This is a genomic window from Arthrobacter sp. R4-81, assembly GCF_054792365.1.
This window is the reverse complement of sequence record NZ_CP096445.1, coordinates 1384179-1396184: the sequence shown is the minus strand read 5'-3', so window position 1 is coordinate 1396184 and position 12006 is coordinate 1384179. Positions and strand designations below refer to the sequence as shown.

The following is a 12006-nucleotide window of genomic DNA, read 5'->3' as shown; positions in this document are numbered from 1 at the left end:
GCAACTGCTTGCCCACACTCATTTAGAGTGCGGTGGTGCTTCCGCCTGCTGCAGCAATCTTTTCGGCAGCGCTGGCCGAGAATGCGTCGACCGTGACGTCAACCTTGACGGTGATGTCACCGGTGCCCAGCACCTTGACGGGCTGGTTCTTGCGAACGGCACCCTTCGCGACCAGGTTCTCCACCGTGACAACGCCACCTTCCGGGAACAGCTCGTTGAGCTTGTCCAGGTTAACAACCTGGTACTCAACCCGGAACGGGTTCTTGAAGCCGCGCAGCTTCGGCAGGCGCATGTGCAGCGGCAACTGGCCGCCGGCAAAGCCAGCCTTGATCTGGTAGCGGGCCTTCGTACCCTTGGTACCGCGACCAGCGGTCTTACCCTTGGAACCTTCACCACGACCAACACGGGTCTTGGCGGTCTTGGCACCCGGGGCGGGACGCAGGTGGTGAACCTTCAGTGCGTTCTGCTTCTCAGCAGTGGCGCCCTGTGCCTTTTCGGCGGTGTTCTTCTCTGCCATTTACTTCGCCTCCTCTACCTTTACCAGGTGCGGAACCGTGTTGAGCATTCCGACAGTCACGGCGTCGGCGGTGCGGACAACAGTGTGTCCGATCCGCTTCAGGCCGAGGGACCGCAGGGTGTCGCGCTGGTTCTGCTTGCCGCCAATGGCGGACTTGATCTGAGTGATCTCCAACTGTGCGTCAGAGGGAATCAGGTTCTTGGCCATGTCTTAGACACCTGCCTTCTGGTTCTGGTTCAGAAGAGCGCGCACCAAAGCAGCCGGAGCAACCTCGTCCAGGGGCAGGCCACGACGGGCTGCCACAGACGCGGGCTCTTCCAGGCGCTTCAGAGCGTCAACAGTCGCGTGAACGATGTTGATGGCGTTGGAGGAACCGAGCGACTTGGAGAGGATGTCGTGGATGCCCACGCACTCCAGTACTGCACGGACCGGACCGCCGGCGATAACACCGGTACCGGCGGAAGCCGGACGCAGCATTACGACGCCTGCAGCAGCTTCGCCCTGCACACGGTGCGGGATGGTGCTGCCAACGCGGGGAACGCGGAAGAAGGACTTCTTGGCCTCTTCAACGCCCTTAGCGATTGCTGCGGGAACTTCCTTCGCCTTGCCGTAGCCGACGCCGACCATACCGTTGCCGTCACCAACGACGACGAGTGCGGTGAAGCTGAAGCGACGACCACCCTTGACGACCTTGGAGACGCGGTTGATGGTAACAACGCGCTCTACGAACTGGCTCTTCTCGGCTTCGCGGCCGCCGTCGCGGCCACCACGGCCACCACGGTCGCCACGGCCCTGGCCACGGTCGCCACGCTCGCCACGACGAGCGCCACCACGGCGGTCATCAGCGGCTGCGGGGGCAGTGGTCTCAGTGGCTTCAGCAGCTGCGGCAACGGGTGCCTTCTGATCTGCAGACACAGTGTCCTTTTCCTTGTTTGCTTCCGTCACAGTGACAGCCCACCTTCACGTGCACCGTCAGCAACAGCTGCGATCCGACCGTGGTACTTGTTACCACCGCGGTCGAAGACTACAGCTTCGATACCGGCGGCCTTGGCGCGCTCAGCGACGAGTTCGCCAACGCGCTTGGCCTTGGCAGTCTTGTCGCCGTCGAATGCACGAAGGTCGGCTTCCATTGTGGAGGCGCCAGCCACGGTCAGGCCCTTGGTGTCATCGACAACCTGGACGAATACGTGGCGTGCGGAACGGTTGACGACCAGACGAGGACGTACAGCCGTACCTGAGAGACGCTTGCGGATACGAAGCTGGCGACGGCTGCGTGCGGCAGACTTGCTCTTGTTCGTACGCTTCTTGTTAATTGCTATGGCCATGGTTACTTACCAGCCTTTCCGACCTTGCGGCGGATGACTTCGCCGGCATAGCGGATGCCCTTGCCCTTATAGGGGTCCGGCTTCCGCAGCTTGCGAATGTTGGCAGCAACTTCGCCGACCTGCTGCTTGCTAATTCCAGAGACAGAGAGCTTGGTCGGACCCTCTACTGCAAAGGTGATGCCGTTCGGTGCAGAGACATTGACGGGGTGGCTGTAGCCCAGAGCGAACTCCAGGTCAGAACCCTTGGCCTGAACGCGGTAACCGGTACCGACAATTTCAAGCTTCTTCTCGTAGCCTGCGGTGACACCCTGGATCATGTTGGCGATCAGGGTGCGTGTCAGGCCGTGCAGCGAACGGGAGGCGCGCTCGTCGTTCGGGCGGGCGACAGTCAGGGTGCCTTCTTCCAGGGATACCTCGATCGGGCTGGGCACAGTGTGGCTCAGCTCGCCTTTGGAACCCTTGACGCTGACGACAGAGCCGTCAACCTTGACCTCAACGCCGGCAGGAACGGTGATGGGGAGACGTCCAATACGTGACATTATTCTCTTCCTTTCCCGTTACCAGACGTAAGCGAGGACTTCGCCGCCCACGCCCTTCTTGCCGGCCTGCTTGTCAGTCAAGAGGCCGGAAGAGGTGGACAGGATTGCGACACCCAGGCCACCGAGCACGTGCGGCAGGTTGGTGGACTTTGCGTAAACGCGCAGTCCCGGCTTGGAAATACGACGAACGCCAGCAATTGAACGCTCGCGGTTCGGGCCGAACTTGAGCTCGAGGGTCAGCTTCTTGCCAACCTCAGCGTCTTCTTCTTTCCAGGAGGCGATGTAACCTTCGGCCTTCAGGATGTCAGCGACGCGTGCCTTGAGCTTGCTGTAAGGCATAGACACGGAATCGTGGTATGCCGAGTTTGCGTTGCGCAGACGCGTAAGCATATCTGCGACAGGATCTGTCATAGTCATGTGGGCTCTTGCCCTTCCTCATAACGGTTTCCGCTGGCTGGTCCGGGAATCATTCCCAGTACCTGGTCAGGCGGACCTTTTATGTAGCTAGATTAATCTTCGGTCTTGAACGGGAAGCCAAGCGCCTTCAGCAGCGCGCGGCCTTCGTCATCGGTCTTTGCAGTGGTGACAACCGTGATGTCCATACCGCGAACGCGGTCAATGGAATCCTGGTCGATCTCGTGGAACATAACCTGCTCGGTCAGACCGAAGGTGTAGTTGCCGTTGCCGTCGAACTGCTTGCCGCTGAGGCCGCGGAAGTCGCGGATACGGGGCAGTGCGAGGGTTACCAGGCGGTCCAGGAATTCCCACATGCGGTCTCCACGCAGAGTTGCGTGTGCACCGATGGGCATGCCTTCGCGCAGCTTGAACTGAGCGATCGACTTGCGGGCCTTGGTGACCTGGGGCTTCTGGCCGGTGATCAGGGTGAGGTCGCGGACAGCGCCGTCGATCAGCTTGGAGTCCTTGGCGGCATCTCCAACACCCATGTTCACGACAACCTTGACCAGGCGCGGAACCTGGTTAACGTTCTCGTACTTGAATTCCTCAACAAGCGTGTCCTTGATGGAATCCGCGTACTTGGTCTTCAGACGAGGAACGATCTTGCTTGCCGGAGTCTCGAGAGTCTCAGTCATTAGATGTCCTTCCCGGAGCTCTTGGCCACGCGTACGCGCACTTCACGCTTCACGCCATCGCGCTCAACGGTCTCGGTGCGGAAACCGACGCGGGTGGGCTTCTTGGTGGACGGGTCAACCAGAGCCACGTTGGAGATGTGGATTGAAGCCTCAACGAGCTCGATGCCACCGGTCTTGGTGCCGCGCTGCGACTGACCGACCTTGGTGTGCTTGGTTACGCGGTTAATGCCTTCAACCAACACGCGGTTGGTCTCAGGGAATACGCGCAGAACCTTGCCCTGCTTGCCACGGTCGCCGCCGCGCTCAGCCTTGGCGCCAGTGATGACCTGAACGAGGTCACCCTTCTTGATCTTAGCCATGGACTACAGCACCTCCGGAGCCAGAGAAACGATCTTCATGAACTTCTTGTCACGGAGCTCACGACCAACCGGTCCGAAGATACGGGTGCCGCGGGGGTCACCGTCGTTCTTCAGGATCACAGCTGCGTTCTCGTCAAACTTGATGTAGGAACCATCCGCACGGCGGCGTTCCTTCTTGGTACGGACGATGACGGCCTTAACCACATCGCCCTTCTTTACGTTGCCGCCCGGGATTGCGTCCTTGACGGTAGCGACGATGACGTCGCCAATGCCTGCGTAGCGACGGCCAGATCCACCGAGAACGCGAATGGTAAGGATTTCCTTAGCACCCGTGTTGTCGGCGACCTTGAGTCGCGACTCCTGCTGAATCACTGTTTACTCCTTGCGTCGCGCGGGTTCTCAGACCGAAAATCTTCCTACGGAATGAGCCTTGCGGAACGGTTGATCGGGGTGTCTCTTGACCTGCCTGGATTTTGCCAGACCAGGCCTAAACTCCCGTGCCAAAAACATTTGCTTCCCAAGCGGATTCTGACTGATCAGGACGCAAGGGGGCACTATGCCGTGGCACGATTGTTTACGAGGTTGATGACGGCGCACGAACGGCGCCATACAAACTCAATATCCTAGCACAATTCTTCCGGGTCCCCATATCACAGGGAAACGCGGAAACCCCCGCTCCCAAAGGGAACAGGGGTTTCCAGTGCAGCTTCGTCTCAGCGAAGCCGCTGGTGTTACTTGGCCTTTTCGAGGATCTCCACAAGCCGCCAGTTCTTGGTGGCGGACAGCGGGCGGGTCTCAGCGATGAGCACGAGATCGCCGATGCCGGCGATGTTCTGCTCGTCGTGAGCCTTGACCTTCGAGGTGCGGCGAATGACCTTGCCGTACAGGGCGTGCTTCACGCGGTCTTCAACCTGGACAACGATGGTCTTTTCCATCTTGTCCGAGACCACGTAGCCACGACGCGTCTTACGGTAACCGCGCTGCTCAGCCGTAGCTGCCTCAGCAGAAACAGTTTCCGTCACGTTCTCGTCCTTTTCACTCACTTGGCGTCCTCCTCGGTCTCAGCTTCGGCCGGCTTTTCAGCCTTCTCAGCCTTGGCTGCTGACTTCTTGGACTTCTTTTCTTCCTTGGCTTCCACAACCGGTGCGGCAACCTCGGCACGAATGCCCAGCTCGCGCTCACGGAGAACGGTGTAGATGCGAGCGATGTCCTTCTTTACCGCGCGCAGACGACCGTGGTTCTCCAGCTGACCGGTGGCGGACTGGAAACGCAGGTTGAACAGCTCTTCCTTGGACTTGCGGAGTTCTTCAACGAGACGCTCGTTGTCGAAACCGTCCAGCTGTGCGGGTGCGAGATCCTTCGACCCTACTGCCATTTCTATTCACCACCTTCGCGACGCACAATGCGTGCCTTCAACGGGAGCTTGTGGATTGCAAGGCGCAGGGCCTCGCGAGCTACCTCTTCATTGACACCGGAGAGTTCAAAGAGAACCCGGCCCGGCTTGACGTTTGCAACCCACCACTCCGGAGAACCCTTACCGGAACCCATACGGGTTTCAGCAGGCTTCTTTGTCAGCGGACGGTCCGGGTAGATGTTGATCCAGACCTTGCCGCCACGCTTGATGTGGCGGGTCATTGCAATACGTGCGGATTCGATCTGACGGTTAGTGACGTATGCCGGGCTCAGAGCCTGGATGCCGTACTCACCGAAGGAGACCTTGGTGCCGCCCGTAGCAGCGCCGGAACGACCCGGGTGGTGCTGCTTACGGTGCTTGACTCGACGTGGGATAAGCATTTATGCCTGTCCTCCTTCTACTGCAGCGGGTGCAGCCTCAACTGCCGGAGCGGCTACTGTCGCTTCAGCTGATGCTGCTGCTGCTTCGGCTGCCGGACGGTCGGTACGACGGCGGCGGTCACCACGGTCAGCGCCACCGGGGCGGCCCGGGCGGTCGCTGGCACCACGGCCGCGGGACGGAGCAGCAGCTGCCTGCTGTGCCAGTTCCTTGGCGGTGACGTCACCCTTGTAGATCCAGACCTTCACGCCAATGCGGCCGAAGGTGGTCTTGGCCTCGTAGAAGCCGTAGTCGATGTTCGCGCGGAGGGTGTGCAGGGGCACACGGCCTTCGCGGTAGAACTCCGAGCGGGACATTTCTGCGCCACCCAGACGACCGGAGCAAGCGATACGGATACCCTTGGCACCGGCGCGCTGTGCGGACTGCATTGCCTTCTTCATCGCACGGCGGAAAGCCACACGTGAGGTCAGCTGCTCTGCAACGCCCTGGGCAACAAGCTGGGCTTCCATCTCGGGGTTCTTGACCTCGAGGATGTTCAGCTGAACCTGCTTGCCGGTGAGCTTTTCGAGCTCGCCGCGGATGCGGTCTGCCTCGGCGCCGCGGCGGCCGATAACGATACCCGGACGTGCCGTGTGGATGTCCACGCGGACACGGTCGCGGGTGCGCTCGATCTCAACCTTGGCGATACCGGCGCGCTCCATGCCCGTGGACATGAGCTGGCGGATACGGATGTCTTCGCGAACGAAGTCCTTGTACCGCTGGCCTGCCTTGGTGCTGTCAGCGAACCAGTGCGATACGTGATCGGTGGTGATGCCGAGTCGGAACCCGTGCGGGTTTACTTTCTGTCCCACTTAGCGAGCCTCCTCTTTCTCCGGGGTAGCGACTACCACGGTGATGTGGCTGGTGCGCTTCTTGATCTGAAATGCACGACCCTGAGCACGCGGCTGGAACCGCTTCATGGTCGGGCCTTCATCAACAAACGCTTCGCTGATGATGAGGTCACCTTCGTCAAACGCCACGCCGTCGCGGTCCGCGAGGACCCGGGCGTTGGAGATTGCCGACTGTACTACCTTGAATACCGGCTCAGAAGCTGCCTGGGGGGCAAACTTCAGAATTGCCAGAGCCTCGTTCGCTTGCTTACCACGAACAAGGTTGACGACGCGCCGGGCCTTCATAGGCGTTACGCGGATGTGACGCGCAATTGCCTTGGCTTCCATTGCTTTCCTTCTCTCGTCTTTGACGTAAGTGCAGGCGCCTAGCGGCGCTTGCCCTTACGGTCGTCCTTGACATGGCCGCGGAATGTCCGCGTGGGAGCGAATTCGCCGAGCTTGTGCCCGACCATCGACTCGGTGACAAACACCGGAATGTGCTTGCGTCCGTCGTGCACGGCGATCGTGTGGCCGAGCATGTCGGGGACGATCATCGAGCGGCGGGACCAGGTCTTGATGACGTTCTTGGTGCCCTTTTCGTTTTCCCTGGCTACCTTTACAAAGAGGTGCTGGTCAACGAAAGGACCTTTTTTCAGGCTGCGTGGCATGTGTCCAGGCTCCTATCGCTTGTTCTTGCCAGTACGACGGCGACGAACAATAAGCTTGTCGCTCTCTTTGTTGGGGCGGCGGGTACGGCCTTCAGGCTTACCGTTCGGGTTGACCGGGTGACGTCCACCGGAGGTCTTACCTTCACCACCACCGTGCGGGTGGTCAACCGGGTTCATGGCTACACCACGGACTGTCGGGCGGACGCCCTTCCAGCGCATACGGCCGGCCTTGCCCCAGTTGATGTTTGACTGCTCAGCGTTGCCAACTTCACCGATGGTTGCGCGGCAGCGCACATCGACGTTGCGGATTTCGCCGGAGGGCAGACGCAGCTGGGCGAATCGGCCTTCCTTGGCGACGAGCTGTACAGAAGCGCCAGCGGAGCGGGCCATCTTGGCGCCGCCACCCGGACGCAGTTCAACTGCGTGGATAACGGTACCCACCGGGATGTTGCGCAGGGGCAGGTTGTTGCCAGGCTTGATGTCAGCGTTGGCACCTGCCTCTACGAAGTCGCCCTGGGACAGCTTGTTCGGCGCGATGATGTAACGCTTGGTGCCATCAACGTAGTGCAGGAGGGCGATGCGAGCCGTGCGGTTCGGATCGTACTCGATTTCGGCAACGCGGGCGTTGACGCCGTCCTTGTCGTGGCGACGGAAGTCGATCAAACGGTACTGGCGCTTGTGTCCACCACCCTTGTGACGGGTCGTGATCTTACCGGAGTTGTTACGGCCACCCTTTTTGGGCAACGGACGTACCAACGACTTTTCCGGCGTCGACCGCGTGATTTCAGTGAAGTCCGCTACGCTCGAGCCGCGACGGCCCGGGGTAGTCGGCTTATATTTACGGATTCCCATAATTCATTTCCTCGTTAAAGTGGTCTCCGCTACGCGAGCGGACCGCCGAAGATGTCGATAGTGCCTTCTTTGAGGGTGACAATCGCACGCTTGGTGTTCTTGCGGGTACCCCATCCGAATTTGGTGCGCTTGCGCTTACCGGCACGGTTGATGGTGTTGATCGATTCGACCTTGACGGAGAAGATTTTCTCCACGGCCAGCTTGATCTCGGTCTTGTTCGAGCGGGGGTCCACCAGGAAGGTGTACTTGCCCTCATCGATCAGGCCGTAGCTTTTTTCCGACACGACAGGTGCAAGCACGACGTCGCGGGGGTCTTTGATGGTGGCTGCACTCACTTGGCATCCTCCTCGTTCTTTGCAGCCTTGTCAGCAACGAATGCTTCGTAGGCAGCCTTGGTGAAGACTACGTCGTCAGAAACGAGAACGTCATAGGTGTTCAGCTGGTCTGCGTACAGAACGTGAACTTCCTCGAGGTTGCGCACGGACAGTGCTGCAACATCGTTGGCGCGCTCAATGACAACGAGCAGGTTCTTGCGCTCGGAAACGCCGCGCAGTGTTGCCAGTGCTTCTTTGGCAGACGGCTTGGTGCCGGCAACCAGTTCAGCAACAACGTGGATGCGTCCGTTGCGGGCGCGATCAGACAACGCGCCGCGCAGTGCAGCAGCAATCATCTTCTTGGGGGTCCGCTGGCTGTAGTCACGGGGTGTGGGGCCGTGGACAACGCCACCACCGGTCATGTGAGGAGCACGGATTGAACCCTGACGGGCGCGGCCGGTGCCCTTCTGCTTGAACGGCTTGCGACCGGCACCGGAAACTTCGGCGCGGGTCTTGGTCTTGTGGGTACCCTGGCGAGCAGCAGCGAGCTGTGCAACGACGACCTGGTGCAGCAAGGGCACGTTGGTCTGAACGTCGAAGATCTCTGCAGGCAGGTCAACCTTGACAGTGCTAGTCATTGAACTAGGCTCCCTTCACGGCAGTGCGTACGAGTACGACCTGGCCGCGGGCACCGGGAACGGCGCCCTTGATCAGGAGCAGCGACTTCTCGACGTCAACCGCGTGAACGGTGAGGTTCAGCGTGGTGTGACGGACGGCGCCCATGCGGCCGGCCATTTTCATGCCCTTGAAGACGCGGCTCGGGGTGGATGCGCCACCGATTGAACCGGGCTTACGGTGGTTCTTGTGGGCACCGTGGGAAGCTCCAACGCCGTGGAAGCCGTGACGCTTCATAACACCGGCGAAGCCCTTACCCTTGGTGGTGCCAACGACGTCGATCTTCTGGCCGGCTTGGAAGAGCTCAACTGAAAGCTCCTGGCCCAGCTCGTAAGAGTCAGCATCTGCAGTGCGCAGTTCGACGACGTGACGGCGAGGCGTGACGCCTGCCTTTTCAAAGTGACCAGCCAGCGGCTTGGTGACCTTGCGGGGATCGATCTGGCCGTAGCCGATCTGAACGGCGACGTAGCCATCAGTCTCTGCATTGCGCAGCTGAGTGATGACGTTCGAGTCAGCCTGGACCACAGTTACGGGGATGAGCTTGTTGTTCTCGTCCCAGACCTGGGTCATGCCGAGCTTCGTGCCCAGCAGGCCCTTTACGTTACGGGTTGCGGTCATAGTCTCTCAGCACCTCCCTACAGCTTGATTTCGATGTTCACGTCGGCAGGCAGGTCGAGACGCATAAGCGAGTCGACGGCCTTCGGCGTGGGATCGATGATGTCGATCAGACGCTTGTGAGTACGCATTTCGAAGTGCTCACGGCTGTCCTTGTACTTGTGCGGAGAGCGGATAACACAGTAAATGTTCTTCTCCGTCGGAAGCGGCACCGGGCCAACAACCGTTGCGCCTGCGCGCGTGACCGTCTCAACGATCTTCCGTGCTGAAACGTCAATGACCTCGTGATCATATGACTTCAGCCGGATGCGGATTTTTTGTCCCGCCATGTCGCCTGACTCTCTTTCAGTCTGTAGCTTCCCCCGAATTAGGGCTGCCCTGTTTACTTTCGTGTTGCATGTGGCTGCCGAAGCATTTGAAGTCGTGACTACCACCCGCCGCACAAGCTGAATCCGGACGTTTCCGGGTTCCTCAACCTGCCGACGTAACCGACCCCCGCGGTCGGGCGTGTCGCGCTTCTTACGCGCAGCAGCCCGCAGTTCCATGGGGAGTGGGTTATGTTTGGTCTTCCACTTGGACCCTGACACCCGGCATTATCCGGATCGGGACGCGAAGAAGCGCTTGAACAACTCATCTAGTATGCCGGATTTTATCCACAGAAGCGAATCAGTCGGTATGCGTGCCCGTGAAGACCCCTCGCTCCTGATTATCGCCAGTCCGGTTATTGCCTTCAGCAACTGCCGATTAGAAGATAAGGGCATGACTGTGCAGGATCCTGTGTCTGTTCAAAGTCTGGCCAGCCGGCTGCGGCCAGGCTTTACGCTGGGCGTGGCCACGGCCTCTTTTCAGATCGAGGGCGCCCTCGCCGCCGACGGAAGAGGGCCGTCCGGCTGGGATGCATTTGCCGAGAAACCCGGTGCCATTCTTGACGGACATTCGCCTGCTGTTGCCTGCGACCACTACAACCGTTCTGCCGAGGATGTAGCGCTGATGCGGGACCTGGGCGTCGATTCCTACCGTTTCTCCCTTTCCTGGCCGCGTATCCAGCCTGACGGCACCGGGCCTTTCAATGGCCAGGGCCTTGATTTTTACGATCGCCTCATTGACCAACTGCTCGGCGCCGGCATATCCCCCATGGCCACCCTTTATCACTGGGACACTCCCCTGCCCTTGGAGCACCAAGGCGGTTGGATGAACCGCAATACTGCGGAGCGGTTCGCCGAGTACAGCGCGGCCGCCGCCGAGCGGTTCGGTGACAGGGTGGCCCAGTGGGTAACCCTCAATGAGCCCGTCTCGGTGACCCTTAACGGCTACGCCCTCGGTGTTCATGCACCCGGCCGGGACCTGCTGTTCAACGCATTGCCCTCCATTCATCACCAACTGCTCGGCCATGGTCTCGCCGTGCAGGCGCTCAGGGCTGCCGGAGTCAAAGGCGGCATTGGCGTGACGAACCTTCACTCCCCTGTGCGCCCGTCAACCTCCATGCCGGGCGACAGGCTCGTAGCCAGGGTGTTCGACACGCTGATGAACAGGATCTATGCGGATCCTGTTCTACTGGGGAGGTACCCGAAGCTGCCCCTCGTGGCCCGGCCATGGCTGCGTTCCATGGGAAAAATTTCCGACGCCGATCTCCGCACCATCCATCAGCCCCTGGATTTCTACGGCCTCAACTACTACTACCCCGTGAAGGTCGCCTTGGGCCGCGGCGCAGTAAGCCTGCCAGCAACTGCTGCCGCGATCGCGCGTATGCCGTTCCACGAGGTGGGCTACCCGGAGTACGGCACAACGGGATTCGGCTGGCCTGTGGCGCCGGAGCACCTTGGTGTCCTGCTGCGGGAACTCAAAGACAGATATGGTGCAGCGCTGCCGCCTGTGTTCGTGACGGAGAGCGGTGCCAGTTTCCCTGAACCCGATCATGTGTCAGGTCCCATCGACGACGCCGACAGGATCAGTTACCTCTCAGGCCACCTGGGCCACGCCCTGGACGCTACCGCGCCCGGCGGAATCGCGGAGGATGTGGAACTGCTGGGGTACTACGTTTGGACGCTGCTGGACAACTTCGAGTGGGCCGCCGGCTACTCCCAGCGGTTCGGTCTTGTCCACGTGGATTTTGACACCCTGGAGCGAACCCCCAAGGAGTCCTTCTACTGGCTGCAGGCTCTTAACAGGGCGCGCCGAACTTCATAACCGAACCTGGTAACCAGCGCCCAGCGCAGGTTACCCTCAATTAATTGGGCTACTTGTTCTTGTTTGCCCTGTTGATACGTTTTGCGCGATCAATCTCTTGGCGGAAGTGGTTTTTCGCCCAAAAGACTCCGGCTACAACAACTACAGCTACCACCAGGAATATCAGCCAACCCATGCCGGCTCCTCTCGTCGAAACCAACACT

Annotated in this window: 22 protein-coding genes; 1 reads left to right on the top strand and 21 read right to left on the bottom strand. The window is 60.1% G+C overall.

Annotated elements, in window-relative coordinates; genetic code table 11:
- Positions 1–22: 22 nt before the first annotated feature.
- The 20 genes from rplO to rpsJ form a co-directional block, all read right to left on the bottom strand.
- Positions 23–517 carry a 50S ribosomal protein L15 gene (rplO, locus tag M1E05_RS06585; protein ID WP_309076380.1) on the bottom strand — a complete coding sequence of 165 codons (495 nt, stop codon included), beginning with the start codon at positions 515–517 and terminating at the stop codon, positions 23–25.
- Positions 518–724, bottom strand: a complete 207-nt coding sequence (gene rpmD, locus M1E05_RS06580; protein WP_056626615.1) for a 50S ribosomal protein L30 — start codon at positions 722–724, stop codon at positions 518–520. It abuts the gene before it with no gap.
- A 3-nt stretch (positions 725–727) separates the two neighbouring features.
- Positions 728–1462, bottom strand: a complete 735-nt coding sequence (gene rpsE / locus M1E05_RS06575; protein WP_461164793.1) for a 30S ribosomal protein S5 — start codon at positions 1460–1462, stop codon at positions 728–730.
- Entirely contained in the window at positions 1459–1842 is a 384-nt protein-coding gene (gene rplR / locus M1E05_RS06570; protein WP_458111612.1) for a 50S ribosomal protein L18, read from the bottom strand. The genes rpsE and rplR overlap by 4 nt, the downstream gene beginning before the upstream one ends.
- A gap of 2 nt (positions 1843–1844) precedes the next feature.
- The gene (gene rplF, locus M1E05_RS06565) at positions 1845–2381 is read right to left on the bottom strand and encodes a 50S ribosomal protein L6 (protein ID WP_458111613.1); all 537 of its coding nucleotides are present in this window, start codon (positions 2379–2381) and stop codon (positions 1845–1847) included.
- A gap of 18 nt (positions 2382–2399) precedes the next feature.
- Positions 2400–2798 carry a 30S ribosomal protein S8 gene (rpsH, locus tag M1E05_RS06560; protein WP_056425243.1) on the bottom strand — a complete coding sequence of 133 codons (399 nt, stop codon included), beginning with the start codon at positions 2796–2798 and terminating at the stop codon, positions 2400–2402.
- A 92-nt stretch (positions 2799–2890) separates the two neighbouring features.
- On the bottom strand, positions 2891–3472 hold the full coding sequence (gene rplE, locus M1E05_RS06555) for a 50S ribosomal protein L5 (protein WP_309076384.1): 582 nt from the start codon (positions 3470–3472) through the stop codon (positions 2891–2893).
- The gene (gene rplX / locus M1E05_RS06550; protein WP_461164792.1) at positions 3472–3831 is read right to left on the bottom strand and encodes a 50S ribosomal protein L24; all 360 of its coding nucleotides are present in this window, start codon (positions 3829–3831) and stop codon (positions 3472–3474) included. Before rplX ends, rplE begins: the two co-directional genes overlap by 1 nt.
- Before the next feature lie 3 nt (positions 3832–3834).
- Positions 3835–4203 carry a 50S ribosomal protein L14 gene (rplN, locus tag M1E05_RS06545; protein ID WP_003803789.1) on the bottom strand — a complete coding sequence of 123 codons (369 nt, stop codon included), beginning with the start codon at positions 4201–4203 and terminating at the stop codon, positions 3835–3837.
- Positions 4204–4562: 359 nt separating this feature from the next.
- Positions 4563–4874, bottom strand: a complete 312-nt coding sequence (gene rpsQ, locus M1E05_RS06540; RefSeq protein WP_458111614.1) for a 30S ribosomal protein S17 — start codon at positions 4872–4874, stop codon at positions 4563–4565.
- Positions 4871–5206 carry a 50S ribosomal protein L29 gene (gene rpmC, locus M1E05_RS06535; RefSeq protein ID WP_281507255.1) on the bottom strand — a complete coding sequence of 112 codons (336 nt, stop codon included), beginning with the start codon at positions 5204–5206 and terminating at the stop codon, positions 4871–4873. The genes rpsQ and rpmC overlap by 4 nt, the downstream gene beginning before the upstream one ends.
- Positions 5207–5208: 2 nt before the next feature.
- Positions 5209–5625 carry a 50S ribosomal protein L16 gene (gene rplP / locus M1E05_RS06530; RefSeq protein WP_003803795.1) on the bottom strand — a complete coding sequence of 139 codons (417 nt, stop codon included), beginning with the start codon at positions 5623–5625 and terminating at the stop codon, positions 5209–5211.
- On the bottom strand, positions 5626–6474 hold the full coding sequence (rpsC, locus tag M1E05_RS06525; RefSeq protein ID WP_458111615.1) for a 30S ribosomal protein S3: 849 nt from the start codon (positions 6472–6474) through the stop codon (positions 5626–5628).
- Positions 6475–6840: a 50S ribosomal protein L22 gene (gene rplV, locus M1E05_RS06520; RefSeq protein ID WP_003803798.1), complete on the bottom strand. Its 366-nt coding sequence runs from the start codon at positions 6838–6840 to the stop codon at positions 6475–6477. It abuts the gene before it with no gap.
- Positions 6841–6878: 38 nt separating this feature from the next.
- Entirely contained in the window at positions 6879–7160 is a 282-nt protein-coding gene (rpsS, locus tag M1E05_RS06515) for a 30S ribosomal protein S19 (protein ID WP_018773666.1), read from the bottom strand.
- Between the two features lie 12 nt (positions 7161–7172).
- Positions 7173–8012, bottom strand: a complete 840-nt coding sequence (gene rplB / locus M1E05_RS06510) for a 50S ribosomal protein L2 (protein WP_214968817.1) — start codon at positions 8010–8012, stop codon at positions 7173–7175.
- A 29-nt stretch (positions 8013–8041) separates the two neighbouring features.
- Positions 8042–8347 (bottom strand): 50S ribosomal protein L23, encoded by a 306-nt coding sequence (gene rplW, locus M1E05_RS06505; protein ID WP_011692807.1) that lies wholly within the window; start codon positions 8345–8347, stop codon positions 8042–8044.
- Complete coding sequence (rplD, locus tag M1E05_RS06500; protein WP_247046533.1) at positions 8344–8964, bottom strand: 50S ribosomal protein L4; 621 nt, start codon at positions 8962–8964, stop codon at positions 8344–8346. The genes rplW and rplD overlap by 4 nt, the downstream gene beginning before the upstream one ends.
- A 4-nt stretch (positions 8965–8968) precedes the next feature.
- Positions 8969–9619 (bottom strand): 50S ribosomal protein L3, encoded by a 651-nt coding sequence (rplC, locus tag M1E05_RS06495; protein ID WP_461164791.1) that lies wholly within the window; start codon positions 9617–9619, stop codon positions 8969–8971.
- 17 nt (positions 9620–9636) lie between these two features.
- A complete protein-coding gene (gene rpsJ, locus M1E05_RS06490) occupies positions 9637–9945 on the bottom strand; it encodes a 30S ribosomal protein S10 (protein WP_038464699.1) in 309 nt (102 codons plus the stop codon).
- Between the two features lie 430 nt (positions 9946–10375).
- On the opposite strand from rpsJ, the gene M1E05_RS06485 reads away from it, so the two are divergent.
- Positions 10376–11803 carry a GH1 family beta-glucosidase gene (locus M1E05_RS06485; RefSeq protein ID WP_461164790.1) on the top strand — a complete coding sequence of 476 codons (1428 nt, stop codon included), beginning with the start codon at positions 10376–10378 and terminating at the stop codon, positions 11801–11803.
- Positions 11804–11852: 49 nt separating this feature from the next.
- Here M1E05_RS06485 and M1E05_RS06480 read toward each other — a convergent pair whose 3' ends face one another.
- Positions 11853–11978, bottom strand: a complete 126-nt coding sequence (locus M1E05_RS06480; protein WP_309076402.1) for a hypothetical protein — start codon at positions 11976–11978, stop codon at positions 11853–11855.
- Between the last annotated feature and the right edge of the window lie 28 nt (positions 11979–12006).

Coding starts and splice junctions, on each gene's coding strand:
- M1E05_RS06485 (WP_461164790.1), top strand. CDS start 10,376: ATGACTGTGCAGGATCCTGTGTCTGTTCAAAGTCTGGCCAGCCGGCTG.
- rplO (WP_309076380.1), bottom strand. CDS start 517: ATGGCAGAGAAGAACACCGCCGAAAAGGCACAGGGCGCCACTGCTGAG.
- M1E05_RS06480 (WP_309076402.1), bottom strand. CDS start 11,978: ATGGGTTGGCTGATATTCCTGGTGGTAGCTGTAGTTGTTGTAGCCGGA.
- rpsH (WP_056425243.1), bottom strand. CDS start 2,798: ATGACTATGACAGATCCTGTCGCAGATATGCTTACGCGTCTGCGCAAC.
- rplE (WP_309076384.1), bottom strand. CDS start 3,472: ATGACTGAGACTCTCGAGACTCCGGCAAGCAAGATCGTTCCTCGTCTG.
- rpsS (WP_018773666.1), bottom strand. CDS start 7,160: ATGCCACGCAGCCTGAAAAAAGGTCCTTTCGTTGACCAGCACCTCTTT.
- rplC (WP_461164791.1), bottom strand. CDS start 9,619: ATGACCGCAACCCGTAACGTAAAGGGCCTGCTGGGCACGAAGCTCGGC.
- rpmD (WP_056626615.1), bottom strand. CDS start 724: ATGGCCAAGAACCTGATTCCCTCTGACGCACAGTTGGAGATCACTCAG.
- rplF (WP_458111613.1), bottom strand. CDS start 2,381: ATGTCACGTATTGGACGTCTCCCCATCACCGTTCCTGCCGGCGTTGAG.
- rpsJ (WP_038464699.1), bottom strand. CDS start 9,945: ATGGCGGGACAAAAAATCCGCATCCGGCTGAAGTCATATGATCACGAG.
- rpmC (WP_281507255.1), bottom strand. CDS start 5,206: ATGGCAGTAGGGTCGAAGGATCTCGCACCCGCACAGCTGGACGGTTTC.
- rplD (WP_247046533.1), bottom strand. CDS start 8,964: ATGACTAGCACTGTCAAGGTTGACCTGCCTGCAGAGATCTTCGACGTT.
- rplV (WP_003803798.1), bottom strand. CDS start 6,840: ATGGAAGCCAAGGCAATTGCGCGTCACATCCGCGTAACGCCTATGAAG.
- rplB (WP_214968817.1), bottom strand. CDS start 8,012: ATGGGAATCCGTAAATATAAGCCGACTACCCCGGGCCGTCGCGGCTCG.
- rplX (WP_461164792.1), bottom strand. CDS start 3,831: ATGGCTAAGATCAAGAAGGGTGACCTCGTTCAGGTCATCACTGGCGCC.
- rplR (WP_458111612.1), bottom strand. CDS start 1,842: ATGGCCATAGCAATTAACAAGAAGCGTACGAACAAGAGCAAGTCTGCC.
- rplP (WP_003803795.1), bottom strand. CDS start 5,625: ATGCTTATCCCACGTCGAGTCAAGCACCGTAAGCAGCACCACCCGGGT.